Annotated in this window: 16 protein-coding genes; 7 read left to right on the top strand and 9 right to left on the bottom strand. The window is 34.6% G+C overall.

What is annotated here, in order from left to right:
• Positions 1–49: 49 nt before the first annotated feature.
• Positions 50–1,861, top strand: coding sequence for a M3 family oligoendopeptidase (locus ACYSNW_RS06675; protein ID WP_461743708.1), 1,812 nt, complete (start codon positions 50–52; stop codon positions 1,859–1,861).
• 130 nt (positions 1,862–1,991) lie between these two features.
• Here the strand turns inward: ACYSNW_RS06675 and ACYSNW_RS06680 are convergent, their stop codons facing one another.
• The 6 genes from ACYSNW_RS06680 to rpsO all read right to left on the bottom strand — a co-directional run bounded on the left by ACYSNW_RS06680 (position 1,992) and on the right by rpsO (position 9,480).
• On the bottom strand, positions 1,992–3,251 hold the full coding sequence (locus ACYSNW_RS06680; RefSeq protein WP_461743709.1) for a C40 family peptidase: 1,260 nt from the start codon (positions 3,249–3,251) through the stop codon (positions 1,992–1,994).
• Between the two features lie 397 nt (positions 3,252–3,648).
• Positions 3,649–4,941, bottom strand: a complete 1,293-nt coding sequence (locus ACYSNW_RS06685; RefSeq protein WP_461743710.1) for a coiled-coil domain-containing protein — start codon at positions 4,939–4,941, stop codon at positions 3,649–3,651.
• 227 nt (positions 4,942–5,168) lie between these two features.
• On the bottom strand, positions 5,169–5,675 hold the full coding sequence (gene mreD / locus ACYSNW_RS06690; protein WP_461743711.1) for a rod shape-determining protein MreD: 507 nt from the start codon (positions 5,673–5,675) through the stop codon (positions 5,169–5,171).
• Between the two features lie 6 nt (positions 5,676–5,681).
• Positions 5,682–6,542, bottom strand: a complete 861-nt coding sequence (mreC, locus tag ACYSNW_RS06695) for a rod shape-determining protein MreC (RefSeq protein WP_461743712.1) — start codon at positions 6,540–6,542, stop codon at positions 5,682–5,684.
• Between the two features lie 222 nt (positions 6,543–6,764).
• The gene (gene pnp / locus ACYSNW_RS06700; protein ID WP_461743713.1) at positions 6,765–8,879 is read right to left on the bottom strand and encodes a polyribonucleotide nucleotidyltransferase; all 2,115 of its coding nucleotides are present in this window, start codon (positions 8,877–8,879) and stop codon (positions 6,765–6,767) included.
• A gap of 331 nt (positions 8,880–9,210) precedes the next feature.
• On the bottom strand, positions 9,211–9,480 hold the full coding sequence (gene rpsO, locus ACYSNW_RS06705; protein ID WP_069663025.1) for a 30S ribosomal protein S15: 270 nt from the start codon (positions 9,478–9,480) through the stop codon (positions 9,211–9,213).
• Between the two features lie 329 nt (positions 9,481–9,809).
• Here rpsO and def point away from each other — a divergent pair, with 329 nt between their 5' ends.
• A complete protein-coding gene (gene def / locus ACYSNW_RS06710) occupies positions 9,810–10,373 on the top strand; it encodes a peptide deformylase (protein WP_461743714.1) in 564 nt (187 codons plus the stop codon).
• 72 nt (positions 10,374–10,445) lie between these two features.
• Here the strand turns inward: def and ACYSNW_RS06715 are convergent, their stop codons facing one another.
• The 3 genes from ACYSNW_RS06715 to ACYSNW_RS06725 form a co-directional block, all read right to left on the bottom strand.
• On the bottom strand, positions 10,446–11,222 hold the full coding sequence (locus ACYSNW_RS06715; RefSeq protein ID WP_461743715.1) for an HAD family hydrolase: 777 nt from the start codon (positions 11,220–11,222) through the stop codon (positions 10,446–10,448).
• Between the two features lie 211 nt (positions 11,223–11,433).
• Positions 11,434–12,231, bottom strand: a complete 798-nt coding sequence (locus ACYSNW_RS06720) for a formate/nitrite transporter family protein (protein ID WP_461743716.1) — start codon at positions 12,229–12,231, stop codon at positions 11,434–11,436.
• 525 nt (positions 12,232–12,756) lie between these two features.
• Complete coding sequence (locus tag ACYSNW_RS06725) at positions 12,757–14,100, bottom strand: DUF2142 domain-containing protein (RefSeq protein ID WP_461743717.1); 1,344 nt, start codon at positions 14,098–14,100, stop codon at positions 12,757–12,759.
• A 297-nt stretch (positions 14,101–14,397) separates the two neighbouring features.
• On the opposite strand from ACYSNW_RS06725, the gene ACYSNW_RS06730 reads away from it, so the two are divergent.
• The 5 genes from ACYSNW_RS06730 to ACYSNW_RS06750 all read left to right on the top strand — a co-directional run bounded on the left by ACYSNW_RS06730 (position 14,398) and on the right by ACYSNW_RS06750 (position 21,063).
• Complete coding sequence (locus ACYSNW_RS06730; RefSeq protein ID WP_461743718.1) at positions 14,398–15,708, top strand: TPM domain-containing protein; 1,311 nt, start codon at positions 14,398–14,400, stop codon at positions 15,706–15,708.
• A gap of 249 nt (positions 15,709–15,957) precedes the next feature.
• A complete protein-coding gene (rpsD, locus tag ACYSNW_RS06735; protein WP_461743719.1) occupies positions 15,958–16,569 on the top strand; it encodes a 30S ribosomal protein S4 in 612 nt (203 codons plus the stop codon).
• A gap of 326 nt (positions 16,570–16,895) precedes the next feature.
• Positions 16,896–18,740 carry a beta-glucoside-specific PTS transporter subunit IIABC gene (locus ACYSNW_RS06740; protein ID WP_461743720.1) on the top strand — a complete coding sequence of 615 codons (1,845 nt, stop codon included), beginning with the start codon at positions 16,896–16,898 and terminating at the stop codon, positions 18,738–18,740.
• Complete coding sequence (locus ACYSNW_RS06745) at positions 18,740–20,194, top strand: glycoside hydrolase family 1 protein (protein WP_461743721.1); 1,455 nt, start codon at positions 18,740–18,742, stop codon at positions 20,192–20,194. Before ACYSNW_RS06740 ends, ACYSNW_RS06745 begins: the two co-directional genes overlap by 1 nt.
• Positions 20,195–20,205: 11 nt before the next feature.
• Complete coding sequence (locus ACYSNW_RS06750) at positions 20,206–21,063, top strand: PRD domain-containing protein (RefSeq protein WP_461743722.1); 858 nt, start codon at positions 20,206–20,208, stop codon at positions 21,061–21,063.
• Positions 21,064–21,318 lie beyond the last annotated feature (255 nt).

The raw sequence follows: 21,318 nt of genomic DNA on the forward strand, positions 1-21,318 counted from the left end.
GTTTCTTATGCTATACTATAATAAACATAAATGAAAGAAGGAATTTTTTGTGACCTATTCTACTATTTGGAATCTAGAAACGATTTTCCCTGGCGGAAGCCAGTCTGTTGAATTAAAGCATCGGATGACCGAATTGGAACAACAAATCAAGAAATATTATGAAGCAATTGAAAATTGGTTGCCCGAAACAGATACACGTTATGAACAACTTCAACATATTCTATCTTTACAAAGTACCATTACAAACGGTTTTTCCCAATGCAGTAGCTTTATCAATGCACTTTTATCTGCAAATACAAAAGATACTAAGGCAAAACTTTTATCTGGAAAATTACTTTCTTTATTGCCTGCAAGCCAATTAGCAGAGACCGTTTTTACAAAAAAAATTACTGAAATTTCCAACAACAAATGGGAAGAATTAGTTCAAAACAATACTTTCAAACCTATCGCTTTTCGCTTAAATGAAATTCGCAAAGAAGGACAACAATTATTGTCTGAAAAAGAAGAAAATATTATCAACACTCTTTCTTTGGATGGGCTAAACGCTTGGAGTAGTCATTATGATACGATTGTTGCCACACTTTCAATTCCCTTTGAAGAAAAAGATCACTCTATCACTGACCTTTCTATTGGTCAAGCCTTCAATCGTATGATGAGTGACCCTGATAAAGCGACCCGCGCAAAATTATTTACTGCCTGGGAAAAGGTTTGGGGTGAGCACGCAAGCTTGCTGGCTGATACGTTGAATCATTTAGATGGATTCCGTCTAAGCGATTATCAATTGCATGGTGTTAATGACTTTTTAGAAAAACCACTGACATATAATCGTATGAAAAAAGAAACACTGAATGTTATGTGGGAAACGATTCAAAAAAATAAACAACCCTTTGTTGATTTCTTAACTAGAAAAGCACAATTATTTGGAGACGAAAAAATGGCGTGGCAAGATCAAGATGCTCCGATTATTTTAGGTGATTTGGAAGAAAAAACATATAGTTTTGACGAAGCTGCAGACTTTATCATTAAAAATTTTGAAAAGTTCAGTCCGAAAATGGCTCGTTTTGCTGAAAAAGCTTTTGAAAAGAGCTGGATTGAAGCTGAAGATAGACCGGACAAACGACCTGGTGGATACTGTACCGAATTACCTGAAACAAAGGAATCACGCATTTTTATGACTTTTGGAAATTCAGTGAATGAAGTGGCAACTTTAGCTCACGAACTAGGACATGCTTTTCACAGTAGCGTTATGTGGGATTTACCTACTTTGAATCGAGACTATGCAATGAATGTAGCAGAAACAGCTAGTACACTGGCAGAATTAATCGTTGCAGATGCAACACTAAAAGAAGCCACTACTCCTGAGGAAAAAATCAATTTACTTGATACTAAAATGCAAAATGCGATTGCGATGTTTATGAATATTCACGCTCGCTTTATTTTTGAAACAAACTTTTATAGCGCTCGTCAAGAAGGCTTATTAAGTGAAGATGAAATAACTGAATTGATGTTAGCAGCACAAAAAGAAAGTTATCAAGATAGTTTGGCAACTTACCATCCACATTTTTGGGCAAGTAAATTGCATTTCTTTATTGATGATATTCCTTTTTACAACTTTCCTTATACATTTGGCTATTTATTTAGCATGGGAATCTATGCTTATGCAAATAAACAAGGAAAAGCATTTGAAGATGAGTATATTGCTTTATTACAAGATACAGCAGCAATGACTTCTGAAGAATTAGCTGAAAAACATTTGGGTGTAGACTTAACTAAACCAGATTTTTGGCAAGCTGCTATTGATCAAGTGGTAAAAGATGTTGATGACTTTATTACATTGACTGAACCTTATCTTGCTAAATAATTGAATAGTTTAAGAGGACGATAAAATTTAAGTGATGTTTACTTTATTTCATCATCCTCTTATTTTTTTGTACAAAAAAACTAGAGGGCTGAATGTCCTCTAGTTTTATAATATCTAAAATGAATTTGGATTACATACGTACAGCAAAGCTTGGAGCAAATGCACTTACACTACTTACTTCAACACCTGTACTTGGGTTACCAGCATGTACATATCCGCCTCCACCAGTAGCAATTGCTACATGGTAGCTAGCACCTGGAGAACCCCAGAAATATAAATCGCCAGCTTGTGCTTGGCTAACTGGAATTTGTGTTCCAGCAGTTTCTTGAGCTGTTGTTACACGACCTAATTGACGTCCAGCACCGTTTAAGAATGAATAATAAACTAAACCAGAACAGTCAAAACTACTTGGACCTGTAGCTCCCCAAACATATGGTTTACCAACTTGTGCTAAAGCAGTGGCAACTGCTCCTTGACCTGTCGGTTCTGGAACTGGATCTGGATCTGGAGTTTTAGGTTTTTCTGGTTCTGGTCTTACGACTTCTCCACCACCAGTACCACCTTGTTGAGGTGTATCTCCAGTACCTGTTGTTGTTTGTTGTGTATTTGTTGCTTCAACTTCATTAGCTGCTGCTGTCGCAGCCGCTGCTTCTTCTGCTTGTTTCGCACGTTCTGCTGCTGCTTTTTCTTGTTCAGCAATACGAGCACGTTCTGCTTCCGCTTCTTCTTTTTGTTTCACTAAATTAGCTTTTTCGCCTTCAGTAGTTGATCTTTCTGCTGCTAAGCTTGCTTGTAAAACGTTTAAGTCAGCTTCCGCTTTTACCAAGTCGGCCTTTTGTGTTTCTAAAGCCACTTGATTTTCTTGAAGTTCTTGTAATTTATCTTCATTTTCAACTTTTTTAGTTTCTACTTCTTGTTTGTCAGATTGTTGTTGTTTAACTAAGTCGTTATTTGCTTTAACAATTGTTGACATTGCTTGAACACGAGTGATTGCATCAGAAATAGATGTTGCATTTAAGACTGCATCCATATAGCTAGTACTATTACCATTTACTTGTACATCACGAGCTTGGTTTTGGATAGCTTCTTGACGTTTGTCGATACGTTTGTTTAGTTGATCGATATCTTTAGCTAATTGATCTGTTTTCTCTCTTAATTTACCTTGATCTGATAATAAAGTTGCTGCTTTATCATTGATATCTGCAACTTGGTTTTGTAAAGATGAGATTTGACTTTCTGCATCTGCTTCCTGAGATTTCAAGCCACTGATTTTTTGATCTTTTTGCTGGATTTTCGAGTCTACGTCATCTGCTAATGCTGCAATTGGTGCGCCTACTGAAGTAAGGACCATAGAACAAATCATCAATACTGGTAATACACTTTTCTTCACTATTCATTCCTCCGACTTAACTAGTTTGTTTCTCTTTTTTTTATGTATTTTTACGTAAATTTTCATTCTTTTATTAACAACGAAATCATTGTATCATAGTCACATGTCACTGAGATAAAGATAGTGTTACAGGAATGTTTCATTTCCTCTCAAATACTGACAATCAATAATCCATTTAATAAAGTGAATTATTTCTGATAATATAGTTATTAAAATAACGCTATAGCTCAATTAATATTCTTTCTTTTTCCAAGTAATTTCATTTTTAATAGCTAACACTATATCTAAAAAAGTCGAGCAGCTTCTCAGTGTATATACTAAGAAAGTTGCTCGACTTTAAACAACATTTTCATTTAGCTAATCGTTTTAAACAACCATTGTCCTTTGTTTCTCGGATTTAACCAGGAAAACGCCAAACAACTGCTCTGAAATTCGCCATATAAGGACTTGGAACCCAACCTGTTGTGGTTGACACATAGCCACTACCACCAGGATTATTTGCTTCAACAATTTGAACTGATCCATTGTTGACACCGACAACCAAAACTGTATGAACGCCTGTTAACCATGCATCTGGACTTATTGCATTTTCATATTGAACAACATCACCAACTTGAACACTTGACCAAGGTACTTCTACGGCACCTGATGCAGTATAGCCACTATGCGGTCCACCGACAGCAAAACTGATCCCACCAGCATTCAACCATCTTCTAACCGATACTAAACATTCACCTTGGGCACCCCAGCCGGTTGGATATGTGTTACCCACATCTGCTAGAGCTGCCTTTGCTGCTGTTTTCTTGGCTTCGGAAACTTGACCGTCTCCACCAATACTTGTTTCATTGCTTTTATTACCGCCAGTACTAGGAACCGTTTGTTTCGAAGTAGTTCCATCTGTTTCAATAACATTCGTCGTATGGTTAAAAAGGGCTGCGTTTCTAGCTGCTTCTTCTGCTTCTTGCTTCGCTTTTTCGATTTCAGCCTTTTGTCGTTCTTGTTCTTCAACCAATTTTTTCTCAGCTGCTTCTTTTTGTGAAACATACTCTGATTTTTTACCTTCTTCGTTGGAACGTTGAATCTCCAATTCGTTTTTAGCTACTTCTTGTTCAATTTTTAAGGTACTCAATGTATCTTTTTTTTCATTTAAGTCCGTTGTTGCTTTTTCTAAATCAGCCACTTGGATTTCTGTTTGCTTCGATTTTTCTTCTACTTCTTTTTTATCATCCGTCTGCTGTGTCAACAAATCATTGTTTGCACTCACTAATTTATTAATTCCTTGAATTCGATTTAAGGCATCGGGAAGTGATTCTGAATTGATTAATACTTCTAAATAGCCGGTACTTCCACTCACTTGGACATCCCGCGCTTGCTTTTGCATTTGATCTTCTCTTTTTTGAATTCGTACATTCAAATCTGAGATTTCATCGTACATTTTCTTTACTTCTTCAGTCAATGTATCTTTCTTTTGCGTCAATTCTTCGATTTTAGTATTCGTTTCAAAAATATCTGCTTCTACTTTTGCTAAAGCATTTTCTGCTTCTTCTTCTTTTGCTTTCAAATCATTTATTTTTTGATTTTGTTGTTCAATCTTCGTATCGTATTCATCTGCTTGAGCAACTGTTTCTAGGGCTATCCCACTAAAAAAAACAGTCCCTACCATTAATGTTGACAACATCTTTTTTTTCACTTTTCATATCCTCCAAAAGCTATTAATCATTTATATTCACTGTCAATTATTTATAAACTTAGATAAAATTAGTGTAACATAGCTGTATGTCATTGAGATAATACCTACATTACAAAAATATTTCAGTAGTCGTTTTTATTCCTTACGATTTAAAAGAACTTGACAAAAATGGAATCCTACGGAACTTAAACTCTGCCTACCTCACGCAATTTCAATCTAAAAAAAGACTAATCATTAGAGAATAGTCTTTTGAATGGATATGAAAAAACAACATAAATCAGCATATTAAATAACAATGTAGGTCCAAGTACTTTTGTAATGAATAATGTTGGCATCACATTAGATAGTTGAAAAATCACTTGTAGTCCTACTGCAATCAACTCATATACTGTCACAAAAATAATCATTCCAAAAAAACCTGTCAACAAATTCATATGGATTACCCGAATAAAGGTAAACATCAGCATAACAGTTCCCGTCAATGCTACGGTATATATGCCTATAACGCCTAAATAATAGCTATCACAAATCATCCCTATAATGATTGCAGTAATCAACAAATAACGTTTCGAAAAACTTTGTGTCGCCATCATAAAAGCAAGCAGCATCAGATGTGCACTTGCTAAATAAGCGCCATCAGTCAAAGCTTCTGATGCCCATGTAAGCTGGCCATCAATCAGCATCAGTAAAAAAAACAGCACAGGCGCAAAATAAATCCTATTTTTCTTTAACATTTTTGTCTACCCTTCCTCAGCCATTCGTTTTACAATCGTCACAAATTTGATGCTACCATCCATTTTAGCATACGGTTTAACATAGACTTCTCTATCTAAGCCAAAACTATCAGGCTTCACTTTTTGTACAGTTCCAATTGGTAAATAAGCTGGAGAATTTCCACCTAATCCAGAAGTTTGAACCACGTCGCCTTCCTTAATATCCGTATCACCTGTCAATTGCGTAGCAATCAATGCTTGTTCCTTTTCATCATATGTTTTTATCAAGCCATACGCATCGCCATTGGATGAACTAATACGCACAGGAAAATGATTGGCGCTTTGGTTTTTAGAGGTCAAAAGTTCTACTTTAGATGATTTTGTATTGACTTCAATCACACGACCAATAATCCCAGCTTGTGACATCACTGCCATATTCACTTGAACACCATCTGCAGATCCTTTATCAACAATTAATAAATCTTGCCAAGTATCTGGTGAACGTGTAATCACATTTGCAGCTACTTTTTCATAGTTTGATAATGTATCATTTAATTGTAATTCTTGTTTTAAAGCTTCTATTTCTTTTTTGTAATCATCATTTTGGAGCGCTAACTCACCATAATCATCGATTTTTGCTTTGAGCTGTTGATTTTCGTCATACGTTCCAAATAAACTACTAACTGCAGAAACACCATTAGTAATTGCTTTACCAGGAAACGAAATAATTTTATCAACAAAACCAACACCATCATTTAAAGCGGATTGTGCTACGTTCGTTTTTCCTTTATTCGTTCTTTGGGCAACTGTGACACTAACAATCGTTACAACAACAATAATTGTGATTAGGGCTATAATTATATTTTTATTAGGATTAAACTTTTTCACGTGGACACCTCAGATAATCTTTTAGACTAATAGCATGTAGAGTCAATTTTACCATTAATTATTAGGAAACAAAAGAGCTGTGGTGCGTCTTTATGATTTTTTATTATTTCAATTTGTTTCCATAATAAATAAAAGAACAAGGCAAACGATAACCATTTGTCCTTATTCTTTCTATTTATCAAAAACACTAATTTTCTTTACGCTAAACTGTAAAAATCAAACTTATTTCCCTTGATTCTCTTCATTCAACATCGCTTTACGAGAAACATTGACACGACCTTGTTTGTCGATTTCCATGACTTTAACAAGCACTTCATCGCCTAATTTCACAACATCCTCGACATTATTTACTCGTTCATTCGCCAATTGAGAAATATGGATCAATCCATCTTTTCCTTTGATTAGGTTAACAAAAGCACCAAATTTTTCAACACGAACAACTTTAGCTAAGTAAACTTGGCCAACTTCTACTTCTTTAGTTAACTCTTCAATAATCTTGATTGCTTTTTTGATCATTTCGGCATCAGCTGAAGCAATGCTTACATTTCCATCTTGATCAATATCGATTTTAACACCTGTTTCTTCAATGATTCCGTTAATCGTTTCGCCACCTTTACCGATTACATCTTTAATCTTAGCAGGAGCAATTTGAATCATTTCAATCTTAGGTGCATATTGACTTAATTCAGCACGTGGTTCAGCTAATGTAGACGTTAATTCTTCTAGAATTTCCATACGAGCTTTTTTCGCTTGTGTTAATGCTTCTGTTAGAATTTGCTCTGTAATTCCTTGGATTTTAATATCCATTTGTAGAGCAGTAATACCATCTTTTGTTCCAGCAACTTTAAAGTCCATATCGCCTAAATGGTCTTCTAATCCTTGAATATCGGTTAGAATCGTATAATTTTCACCATCACTAACAAGTCCCATCGCAATTCCTGCAACTGGCGCTTTAATTGGTACACCAGCATCCATCAAAGCTAGGATTCCTGCACAAATACTTGCTTGAGAAGAAGAACCATTTGATTCTAAAACTTCTGATACTACGCGAATCATGTATGGGAAGTCAACTTCATTTGGAATCACTTGTGCCATTGCACGCTCACCTAATGCACCATGTCCAATTTCACGACGACCTGGAGAACCTGCACGTCCTGTAGATCCTACAGAAAATTGCGGGAAGTTATAATGATGAATAAATCGTTTGCTATCTTCAACGCCTAATCCATCGATAATTTGATGCTCCCCAAGAGGAGCTAATGTACAAATAGACAATGCTTGTGTTTGTCCACGAGTAAATAGACCTGAACCATGAACACGCGGTAAAATACCAACTTCTGAAGCAAGTGGACGAATTTCATCTAATTTACGACCATCTGGACGAATTTTATCAATTGTAATCAATTCGCGAACAACATCTTTTTCTAAATCTTCCGCAATTTGTTTAATTTCTTTTGTTAACTGCTCTTCATCTTCATGGCCAGCAAATTTTTCAGCATACGTTTCTTTCACATGATCTTTTACCGCATCAATGTTGACTTCACGAGCTAATTTTTCTTCGGTCATTACAGCTTCTTTCATTGAAGCATAATGAGCCGCAAAAACTTCTTTTTTCAAGTCTGGATCAACTTGTAATAATTTAACTTCCATTTTTTCTTTACCGACTGCTGCAACAATTTCTTCTTGGAAAGCAACTAGTTCTTTAATCGCTTCAAAACCGAATAATAAAGCACCTAACATGTCTTCTTCTGATACTTCTTTCGCACCACTTTCAACCATGTTGATTGCTTTTTTTGTTCCAGCAACAGTTAATTCGATATCTGTTTTTTCAGCTTGTTCAACAGTTGGATTTAAGACATATTCTCCATCCACACGACCGACATCAACCCCAGCAATTGGGCCATCAAATGGAATATCTGAAATCGCTAATGCTAATGATGAACCAAACATTGCAGCCATTTCTGGTGTACAATCTTGTTCCACGCTCATCACGGTATTTGTGATTTGAACTTCATTACGGAAACCTTCTGCAAACATCGGACGAATCGGACGGTCGATTAAGCGAGCAGTCAATGTTGCGCGTTCACTAGGACGACCTTCACGTTTGATAAATCCACCTGGAATTTTACCTACTGCGTACATTTTTTCTTCGTAATTCACTGTCAATGGGAAAAAATCAAAATCCCTTGCATCTTTTGAAGCAACTGCTGCAGTTAAAACAACAGTGTCTCCATAACGGACTAAGACAGCTCCATTCGCTTGTTTGGCCAATTGACCAATCTCAACTTGTAAAGGACGTCCGCCCCAAGTTGTTTTAAATACTTGTTTTTCTGACATAACTTCATTCTCCTTTGCTCTTCGGAAAAGGAAATCGACTACTAAACAAATCAAAAGAAATTAAGGCTTTTGACTCACTCCTTAGCATCCTTTCATTTGGTTAGTAGGTAAAAGTAACCTTTCCAAAGAAATCATATTTTGTATTGCTTTGTCTAAATTAAAAACAACAAAATCACTGACAAATAAATGGTCGCTTTCTTCCGTAAACACGGCGAGACAGAAGCCGCTCTAATTTGAAACGACTTAAAATCCACCGAGATTATTTAAATAATCTTGGTAAATTACTGTCTATTTCTTAGAGCGAGTCGCTTCTGCCTCAGCCTTTTTGTGATTAACGACGTAATCCTAAACGTTGGATTAATTCGCGGTAACGTTGGATGTCAGTTTTACGTAAGTAAGCTAACAAGTTACGACGATGTCCGATTTTTTTCATTAGTCCACGGTAAGAATGATGATCTTTTTTGTGAACGCGAGCGTGTTCATTCAAGTGATTGATATCAGCAGTCAATACAGCAATTTGTACTTCTGGTGAACCAGTATCTCCTTCATGACGAGCGTACTCTTTAATGATTTCGTTTTTCTTTTCTTTTGACATTGCCATGTTTTTCACCTCTTCTATTTTAATGGTCATCTTATTACTGAGTAATACGTTGGTGATTCGCACAACCAAGTAAAAGACGGTACGTTTCCATACAGATACACTCTACAGGAAACTCTTTGGAAATGCAAGAGCTAGTCAACGATTTCAACCGTTTTTCCCTATTTTTTTAATGAAACAAACGTAAAAGCTACTTTTGTCTTGCTACAACAATTATTTTTCGCCATTTTTTTTAAAATTATGATAAACTTAGGAAAGCAATCAACAGCGATAGATTCCTTACTCCTATTGAGAAGGAAAAGATATCCATGTAGCTAAAGGAGGAACCATCCGTGATTACGATGAAGGATATTATCCGTGAAGGAAACCCTACATTAAGAGAAGTAGCTAGAGAAGTAGCACTTCCATTATCAGAGGAAAATAGTAAATTAGGTGAAGACATGATTGAGTTTTTAAAAAACAGTCAAGATCCTGAAAAAGCTGAAGAATTATCTTTAAGAGGAGGCGTCGGTTTAGCGGCACCTCAGCTAGACATTTTAAAAAGAATCATTGCAGTCCATGTACCTAGCAATGATTTAGAGAATCCTGAACCCACACTGAGTGCAGTTATGTACAACCCAAAAATCATCAGTCATTCCGTTCAAGATGCTTGCCTTGCAGATGGTGAAGGGTGTTTATCTGTTGACCGAGAAGTTCCAGGGTATGTCGTTCGTCACAATAAAATCACTGTGACTTATTTTGATGCCGCTGGTGAAAAACATAAAAAACGCTTAAAAAATTATGAAGCAATCGTTGTTCAACACGAAATCGATCATTTAAATGGGGTTATGTTCTATGACCACATTAATCAAGAAAACCCATTCGCTTTACAAGATGGTGTCTTAGTTATTAACTAAACGTAAAACAAGCGGTCATCAATCAGAAACAACATGTTTCGCGAGTGATGACCGCTTGTTTATGTAAATTAATTATAAAACATCCATTTGTTTTAACGCTTTCCAAATACCATCATTATCATTTGTATCCGTCACAAGCTTAGCAACATCCTTGATTGACTGTTCTGCATTTCCCATCGCAACACCGACTCCAACTTCACTCAGCATCTCTTTATCATTTTCTCCATCACCAAAAGCAATAATATCGGCGTGGTCGATTCCAACACGTTCCGCTAAATTTAACAGCGTGGCTGCTTTCGAACCATTTTTAGGCACAATATCAACACCTTGTGGATGCCAACGAACAAAACGAAACGCTGGAAAATCCGCATCAAATCGGCCTTCATCTTCAACATCATAAAAAGCTAATGCTTGGTAGACATCATTTGTTTGATGAAAATCCAAGTCTAATATTGGTGCCTCATAATTGATTGTTCTCATTGCTTCAGTCATTTGTTCTAATCCATGATGATTCGTTTTTTTCACATCATCCAAACCAACATAAGCTAACCCAATCTCTTGCTGCTCAACTAACGCCGAAAAGCGATGTAATTCTTCCAAATCTAACAAATTTTGATAATATTGTTCATGATCTAAAAAGGCCGCTGCCCCATTACAAAGAACATAATTTGTAAAATCTAAATCAGTAATTATATTTTGAGCCATAAAACGGCTGCGTCCTGTTGCAATCGTAACTAAATGTCCTTGCGCTCTTAGTTTCGCTAATGCCTCTCTGGTACTGTCTAATGGCATTTTATCAGAACCTAAAAGTGTCCCATCAATATCAAATGCAAAAAGTTTTCTGTTCATCAATTTTTACTTCCGCTCGCTTTCTTAACTTGAATCTCAGATAAAAATCAAGACAATCACTAAACACGTTTGTCTTCATTCTCAGTTTTAACATAAAAATCAGTATTAATCAATCAGACATCTTGCATCATTCATTTTAACTATTACCAAAAAGCATTAAAAAAAGAATAAATATTCCTCTTATAAAACAAGAAATATTTATTCCAATCAATTAATCTACATAAGTTGTATCTGAATTATTTAGCCATGCATAACCTAATCCCATGACTAACCCACCACCGACAAAGTTACCAATCAATGCACAAATCAGATTGTGCGCAACACTACCTGCTGTCATCGCAGCCAATGTTCCATGAGAAGCAAAATAAGCTAACGTAAATGCAGGGAAATTAGCGATAACGTGCTCATAACCTAAAAAGGCAAAGATGAAAATGATAAAAATAATTGCAGCTACTCGGCCAGCATCATCTTTCATACGCATACTTACTAATACAGCGGTATTTACAACGATATTAGCAAACATTCCTTCAACAAGAATCTGGGTAGTTGATTTTTCTAATTTACCAGCAATTGACGTGAAAAAGAAGCTGTCTTTTGGTAAATCTTGAAAGGGAACAGTCAGCGAAACAAGATACCCAAAAACAAGTCCACCAATCAAGTTAAAAAGAATACAAGTTACTAAGATTTTAGCCGCAAAAGAAAAGTTAATTTTCTTTCTATAAACACCGACCGTCATATAAAGCATGTTAGAAGTTCCTAGTTCAGCGTTCATGTATAAAATCATAACCAATGACCAACTAAACATAAAGGCATAGAGAATTTTTCCTAAGCCATGAACCATACCTTCTCCTTTGATAGCAACGCCAAACGCAACTGCTGTTCCTAGGGTTAGAAACATACATGCCAATACGGCACGAAAAGCATAGCGGGAAAAGCTATTTTGAAATAAGTTCATTTTTTTATTAATGGATTTGTCAATTAGTTCAAACAATGGTGATACTGGTTTCATTATTTTGCTCCTTTTCAATTTGTTTTCAAGGTCCGTTTTCAAAACAGTCCTTTCCATTTTAAAGACCTTTACATAATTTGTCTAGTCCTTTTTCATACAAAAATACCACTTTTTTTTATGTATAACAAATGATAACTGGAATTTTTGGTTCTTTTACGATAGTTCCGGTTTCTTGCGTTACATACTTTTCACTACAAATATAAAATAAAACAAAGATGACAAAAATGCTTACTACAAAGAAATAAGTAGCGATTCAGGGAAAATATCTTTCAAATTCAGGGAATTTGTCACTTATTTCTACAAAAATCACTTAGACTATACAGTTTATTCGTTCTTAATAACATAAATGTACTTTTTACTTTTGTCTTCCTCATTTTCTATACTATTCCCAAATTGTTTCTTAATATAAAAAAAAAAATAAATAACGACTCACAACTAGTAGGAAGTGAATCGTTATTTATTAACGCAAATTATTGAATGAGCCATCCGTCCTAAAAAAGCGTCGTTCTAATTTAATTTTTTTGATTACCTTGTTCCCCATGTTGGACTCACATAAATAACATATCCTCGATAATAACAAATCAGTAAATAAAACACTAAAATGCTCACAGTAACCACAATAGCTATTCTAGAGACAACCTTTTGAGTTAACTTAATCTTATACAGCCAATGCCAAGATTGAGCTAATGGTAAAAAACAAATAAGAAAAGGACTTAAATATCTGCCGCTTACTTCGTCAAAAGGTGTTGATGGTCGATTAAATCCTAGATAAAAGCCAGCATAAATTCCAATCCAGTTTAAAAAGAAAGTTAAAACAGCACCGTATTTTAATTTTTTATCCCAATTAAATCCTTGTTCACCAACCGCTACAATGAATAAACCTAAAATCCATATGATGTTAACCAATTCAGGTAAAATTGATGGTGTGATGGTAAATAGCGTCCGCCCTCGCCTACCAGCTGTTTCCACATTCAAATAACTATGAAAAAATGTTTTTGAGAACTGGACTAAATGAAAAACATCATCTAATTTTTTCACAACAACGAATATTCCTACAACTGCTAATACATATAAAGCTAATTTAAAGCGTTTATCAACACGTTTCAAGAAATGACTAATGGAATTAGTGACCATCGGTAAGAATGGTAAAATAAATAATGAAAAAATATAATTTTTTTTCGATAAAAAAAGTAAGGATATCGTAAACAATGTATATAACGCACGCTTCGCACTTACTTCTTTCACTGATTTTAGTTTCGCTAGATCCAGGATATTGACAAAAAACGCAGCTACCGCTATATAAGCAAAAACATCATAACTTGGACTAGCAATTTTTTGCAAAAATGGAACGGTAAATAACATATAAAGAGACCATTTTCCAATCCGGCTTGATTTAACAATAAAATACATACATATAGCAAAAAATAGCAGATTAAAGAGGCGAGCGCAGAAAAGCATCATACCATAACTAGGATAGATTAATCGACCAAAAAGTACACCGATTGCTGAGGGTATATACGCTACAGCAATTTTAGCTGTCGAATTATCATCTTTTAATAAATTGAATTTAATACCATCATCTTCCACATCTTTTAACTTAGTAGCATTAAATTTACTCACATTAAAGTCTTTTCTATCTCCTGCAATACCGACGGCTTGTAGTTCTAATCCTCTAACCGTATCTTTTTCCATAGATAGTGGCTGTGAACTAGAAAACATATTGTAAACCTTACTTAAATGATAACCTTCATCCCCATTAGCTAGGGGGAAGGTCAAAAAAATCGATAATAGACCAAAAATCACTATTGTAAAAAAATAGGTTTTCTCTACATTAAGATTTTTGACTCTATCTTCAGCTAAACTAGCCACAAATTATCTCCCCTTTGTTTTTTCTAATTATAAAACGTTCTTAGTATCTACGACACAATACATAAAGATTTTATCACAAAAGTTTCAAAAGCCCTACACACAATAGATATTCTATTTAATTCTGTAAAAAATGACCGCAATAATAAAAAAATGAAAAAAAGAGCAAAATACACCTAAAGAAGGAGGATTTTTTTATCATGACTTGCTAAAATAAATTAAAAAAATCCTTTAATAGCAAATAGGGGAAGCTATTAAACATTTAATCAACGGGATGTTTAAAAGATAAGGAGGAAAAAAATGAAAACTACAAAATTAAACAAACTAACAAAACGAATCACATCACAGTATACTGGTTTAAAAACTAGGAATCAAATATTGATTATTAGTTTACTTCTAATTTTTTTACTAAGTGGAATCTTTTTCAGTAAACTTTTTTTTATCGATTCAACATACAAAAGTAAGATGAATGGTTATGATGTACACTTACAAAAGCTAATCCAAGAGAAAAAAACTATCGAGTCCGGTGCTACTAAATTGGAGTCGAAATCATTTGAAACGCTGCTACAAGAAAATATGGACAATTTGAAGGATTATCCACAAAAAGAAGATAATTATGACGTTTCTATTCAAGGAACGGAAGGTAGTTTGAAAATCAATAAAAATAACATCTTCGTTTCAGATAACGCGAATCTATTGTCTAAGAAAACTAAGCAAAAAATCTATGATTTTAATAAACAGCTAGCTGCCAGCACTAGCGGGTCACAATTAGCAGTTATCACTATCAACAAATTACCGAAAGATGCAGATATCGAATCCTACGCAAATAAACTATTTAATCAACTAGGAATCGGCGATAAACAAGAAAACAATGGCGTGCTATATTTAATCGCCTTAGAGGACCGGAAATTCCGTTTAGAAGTTGGCTACGGCTTAGAAGGATTGATTCCTGACGGTACTGCTGATGATATCATCAATGCAGATCAAGTGGTTGATGAATTTAAAGCAAGTAATTTTGATGCAGCAGTGACTCTCGTAATCGAGCAAGTATTTTCTCTAATGAATACCAAAACAGCATTAGTTGATTCTAAAATTGCCCAAATCGAAAAACAAAAAAGCTCCACTAATTTTTTCTATTGGACCACAGGAATTCTATTGGCCATTAGTTTAATAACCACTTCATTATTAATGATTGGCATCATTAGAGCAAGCAAATCCTTAAAGCAGCATTATGAGAACTATTGCGAGTTATTAAATCGATCAACAACAAATACAGATGAACAAATACGTTTGAAACAAATCAAATCAACTGATTTTTATTATATTGTATTGAGCGCTGCAAGCTTATTTTTATCCAAGGCAAGTATTCAGCGCGCTATTACAAGAGGAAAATTGCTAAAAAACCCACTATCTGAAAAGAAAGGGTTTGGACGTGTTCTAGTTGGTGATACTCTCTATTCAAGTAATGGAAGCATTTTAACCACTGCTTATCTGACTTCTAACTATAATTCTAGCAATTGGTCGAACGATCATTCTGATAGTGGAAATTCTTCTTGGGATTCATTTGGCGGTGGTTCTTCTGGCGGTGGTGGTGCTTCTGGTGGTTGGTAAAAATGAACTGAAAACGGAAAAAAAGCTTGAGTTATCTATCATTTCAAGGTATACTATTCTTTGTGTAAAATAATGCAGCAGAAAAATAATAGCTTTGTCAACAGTTCATTGCCTCGATAACTTTTGTTTTCAGGTTCAACTGCGTAACCGCGGCTGCAAAGGTGAAGGTTGAAGAATGAACTGAACAATTATGAATTTTTCAGAAGATTATTTTACTCCAAAAAACTTATTTTATTGGAGGAATTTTTAATGTCTCGTTATACAGGACCATCATGGAAAATCTCTCGTCGTCTAGGTATCTCTCTATCAGGAACTGGTAAAGAACTAGCACGTCGCCCTTACAAACCAGGACAACACGGACCAAACAGCCGTGGCAAACAATCTGAATATGGTTTGCAATTAACTGAAAAACAAAAATTACGTCATATGTATGGCATGAACGAACGTCAATTCGTTAACTTGTTCGTTAAGGCAAGCAAAATCAAAGAAGGTAAACATGGGGTTAACTTCATGATTTTACTAGAACAACGTTTAGATAATGTTGTTTACCGTTTAGGCCTTGCTACTACTCGTCGTCAAGCACGTCAATTAGTAAACCACGGTCACGTAACTGTAGATGGCAAACGCGTAGATATCCCTTCTTACCACGTTGAAGTTGGTCAAGTGATTTCTATCCGTGAAAAATCTCAAAATATCGTAACAGTTAAAGACGCTGTTGAATCAACTCTTGGTCGTCCAGCATTCGTAAGTTTCGATGCTGAAAAATTAGAAGGAAGCTTCTCTCGTTTACCAGAACGTGATGAGTTGTATCCTGAAATTGACGAATCATTAGTCGTTGAATACTACAACCAAAAACTTTAAGATTTATTTTCTTAAATCGTATAAAAAACGAGAAGCAAAAACTCTTGGAGTTTTGCTTCTCGTTTTGATTTTTACTTATTTTAAGAGAATAACACGAAAAAATTCTTACAAAGCTTGTCACAAAAAAAGATAAGTTCGAATAAAAATGTTGACGGTTACATTAATAAGTGTTATATTGTTTTTAAATTAATATCAGGCATGTAACTGGTAAAGCAGGCATAACCGAATTGATTCAATGATTAAAATTTATTTAGTCATTGAATCAGTTCGGTTTTTTATTTAATCTTGATCAAATTGAATAATATGCCAATTTTAGGAGGATTAAGATGGATAGAAAAGAAGTGGCTAAGAAAATTTTAAATGCAGTAGGCGGAAGCAAAAATGTTTCCCATTTGGAACATTGTTCGACACGATTGAGATTTTCATTAATAGATGATAGCAAAGTAGATAAGGAGACATTGAAAAAATTCCCTGAAGTTCTAGGTGTCAATCAAACAGCGCAAACGCAGATTATCATTGGGAATGATGTTGTGGAAATTTACAATGAAATCAAGAAATTGTTACTTGATACAGTGCCTAGCCAACCAAATACAACTGGAAAAGGAAAAAGGAAAATAACCACTGTTTTACTTGATTTTGTAGTTAGCATCTTCCAACCATTGATTCCAGCAATCGCTGGTGGTGGGATTTTAAAATCATTTCTAATGCTAGCAAATATGCTAGGAATATTAAGTAATACAACACAGACTTATCAGATTTTGAATTTTGTTGGAGATGCACCTCTTTATTTTTTACCGATTTTAGTAGCTATTACAACAGCAAAAAAATTAGGTGTTAATCAGTTAGTTTCTGTATCTGCAGTCGCTGCTCTAATGACTCCTAACTTATCTACAATGGTAGCAGATGGTGCGCAATTATTTACCATCAATGTTCAAAGCATTAATTATGCTTATCAAGTGTTTCCAGCAATTCTTTGTGTGTTATGTTATTCGCAATTAGAAAAATTCTTTACTAAAATTTCTCCAAAAGTTATCCGTACATTCTTTGTTCCGATGATGAGTTTAGTAATTGTTGTTCCGTTCACTTTATTGGTCTTAGGACCTCTAGGCTATAATTTTGGGCAAGGATTTGCGGCCGTAATTCTATTTATTTTTGAAAAATTTGGCTGGATCGCCGTTGCGATCCTTGCATCAGTACTACCATTTTTAGTTGTTACCGGAATGCACAAAGCAATGATTCCTTACGTCATTACTTCATTAGGTCAAACTGGAAAAGAAGTTATTTACAATGCTGCTTCTCTTGCACATAATATTGCTGAAGCTGGTGCATGTTTTGCTGTAACTATCAGAACAAAAGATAAAGGTCTTCGCTCTACAGCAATTTCTGCAGGAATTTCAGCATTATTTGGAATTACGGAACCAGCTATTTATGGCGTCACAATTTTGCATAAACGAGTATTGTATGGCGTTATGATTGGTAGTTTTGTTGGTGGTGGCTCGTTAGGGATCATGGGAGTAGAAGCCTATGTTGCTGTGGGGCCAGGACTTGCTAGTCTGTCGATGTTTATTTCAGAGACATTGCCGAAAAATCTTATGTTTGCCGTTATTGGTTTGATTATTTCATTTATCGCTTCATTTATCGCGGTATTCATTTTATGGAAAGAACCTCAAACGACAGAACAAAAGACAACAGAAGTAAACGAAAATAACATTATATTTAGTGCGCCTCTGGAAGGTAAATTAATCCCTCTAGAAGAAGTAAAAGATGATGTTTTTTCAAAGAAAATGCTAGGAAATGGAATCGCTATAGAACCATTAGCAGGAAAACTCTATGCACCAGTCAATGGAACCATCGAAATGGTTTATAATACGAAACACGCTTTAGGAATGAAAACAACCGATGGAATAGAGATTCTTTTTCACATTGGTATTGATACAGTGAATATGAAAGGTGAAGGTTTTGAAGTATTAGTAAAAGAAAAACAAAAGGTTTCTAAAGGAGATCTTTTGATAAATTTCGATATTGAAAAAATCAAAGCAGCAGGTTTTGATCCAACGACGATGATTATTATCACAAATCCTAAAAATGCAAAATTAGATATAAAAGAAGATTCTGTGGTAAACCTTTCCGATGATTTATTAACTATAGAAAGATTGGGGTTAGAAGTATAATGAGTTTTAAAAAAGATTTCTTATGGGGTGGCGCAGTAGCCGCAAATCAAATTGAAGGAGCTTGGAACATTGATGGAAAAGGAATGTCTGTCGCAGATGTAGCTATGTTTAAACCAGCACTTGATGTGAGTGATTATTCTGAACACAATAAGGTTACTTCTGAGATGATTAAAGAAGCAATTGATACAACGTCATCTGAATTTTATCCTAAAAGACGAGGTATCGACTTTTATCACCACTATAAAGAAGATATCCAATTATTTGCCGAGATGGGGTTTAAAACGTTACGAATCTCTATTGCTTGGACACGAATTTTTCCGACTGGTGAAGAAGAACAACCCAATGAAAAAGGGCTCAATTTTTATAAAGCTGTTTTTGAAGAATTGAAAAAACACAAAATTGAACCTATTGTTACCTTATCACATTATGAAATGCCACTAGAGTTAAGTTTGAAATATAATGGATGGGTAGATCGTCGTTTGATTGATTTATTTACAAAGTATGCAAAAGTATGTTTTGAGTCATTCGGTGAATATGTCAAGTATTGGTTGACTTTCAATGAAATTGATAGTGTGGGCAGACATCCATTCATTACAGCAGGAATCGTTCCAGATAAATGTAAAGAATACAGTTTAGAAAAAGCTATTTACCAATCTTTACATCATCAATATGTGGCTGCAGCCAAAGCAACTAAGCTCTGTCATGATATCATTCCTGGTAGTAAAATGGGTTGTATGTTAACGAAGTTGACAACCTATCCTAACACATGTAACCCAGAAGATGTATTACTTTCTCTAGAAAGAAATCTTGATAATTACTCGCATGCAGATATTCAAATTTTTGGGGAATACCCTGTTCTTTACAAGCAGTACCTTAAAAATAAAGGCATTGAGATAATCATGGCTGAAAGTGATGAAACTAATTTAAAAGAAGGAACAGCAGACTATCTTGCTTTTAGCTATTATATGTCAAGAACAGAATCTGCTGATCCATCAAAAGAAAAAGCTGCTGGCAATACGATTATGAGTGTTAAAAATCCCTATTTGAATTCAACGGAATGGGGCTGGCAAATCGATCCAATCGGTTTAGAAATTTCATTATTAGAATTGTATGACCGATACAAAGTACCGTTGATTATTGTCGAAAACGGGATGGGAGCTTCTGATACAATAGATGAAAATAATGTAATCAATGATACCTATCGTATCGCTTACTTGAAATCGCATATTGAAGCAATGAAACAGGCCGTGGATATGGGAGTAGATTTAATGGGGTATACTAGTTGGGCACCAATTGATTTAATTAGTGTCTCTACCTCTCAAATGACGAAACGTTATGGCTATATTTATGTCGATCAAGACGATTATGGCAATGGTACACTTAAAAGAGTAAAAAAGAATTCCTTTTTCTGGTATAAAAAAGTAATCGAAACAAATGGGGAAGATTTAGAATAGGAGTAAATCTTATGATTATTAAAAAGGTGTTAAATGCAAATGCTATTTTAGCAGAAGATAATGCTCGTGAATATATTTTATTTGGTAAAGGAATAGGCTATGGTAAAAAAAATGGTGAAATAGTAGCTGAAGAAGCAGTAAACCAAACATTTATTCCATTAGCTAACTCAGAAATAAAAGAGTACGTCAATCTCTTAGAATCGATTCCGTCTTCAATCTTAGAAATTACTCGTGAAATTGTACAACACGCAGAAGAAAAGTTAGAATATTCTTTAAATCCCAGCATATACTTTATGCTAAGTGATCACTTAAATTTTGCAATAGAACGACAAAAAAGTGGAATTACGATTACTAATCGTGTGTTTTGGGAAATTAAAAACTATTACTCTGCTGAATTTGAACTAGGAAACTTTGCATTGAGATTGATTAAAAAAGAACTAGGAATTGTTTTACCGGAAGAAGAGGCTGCAAATATTGCTTTTCACCTTATTAATGCTCAAGCTGCGCAAGGGGCTAAAGGCGATGGAATGAACTACGCAAAATTAATTTCGGCTGCCACAAATATTGTTCGCTATAGTGTAGGTAAAAATATTGATAATAAGAGCGTACATTATCAAAGATTTATCACACACCTAAAGTTTTTTGCTGAACGATTTTTTTCAGACAATTTGTTATTCGAAAAAAACGATTTATTATTTGAGCAAATAGCTATTTTATATCCTAAAGCAACAGAAATCGCTTTCATGGTAAAAGATCATATAGAATCGATTTACGAAAAAAAAATTCCAAAAGAAGAAGTAACCTATTTAGCTGTTCATATCAATAGAATGATTAGTGCACAAGAAATTGAAGAAGCGAAAAACAACTAATTTTATAGGTGAATCTTTCGAATGCATATATATGATAATCATTAAAAAGTACAGTAAATTTATTATTATTTTTATACTCTTAAACTCCCTTAAACTAATTGTCAATGAAGTTTAAGGGAGTTTTTTAAGTCACAACCTAATCCACTCACTTATTATTTTATATTCTGAATGCATTGACTAAGTAGTCTCATTTATATTTCTTAGCATATCTGATGATTAGTTATCGTTGAATAAATTGTTCCGTTTTTACAGGTT

This window comes from Enterococcus sp. LJL99 (genome assembly GCF_054871725.1).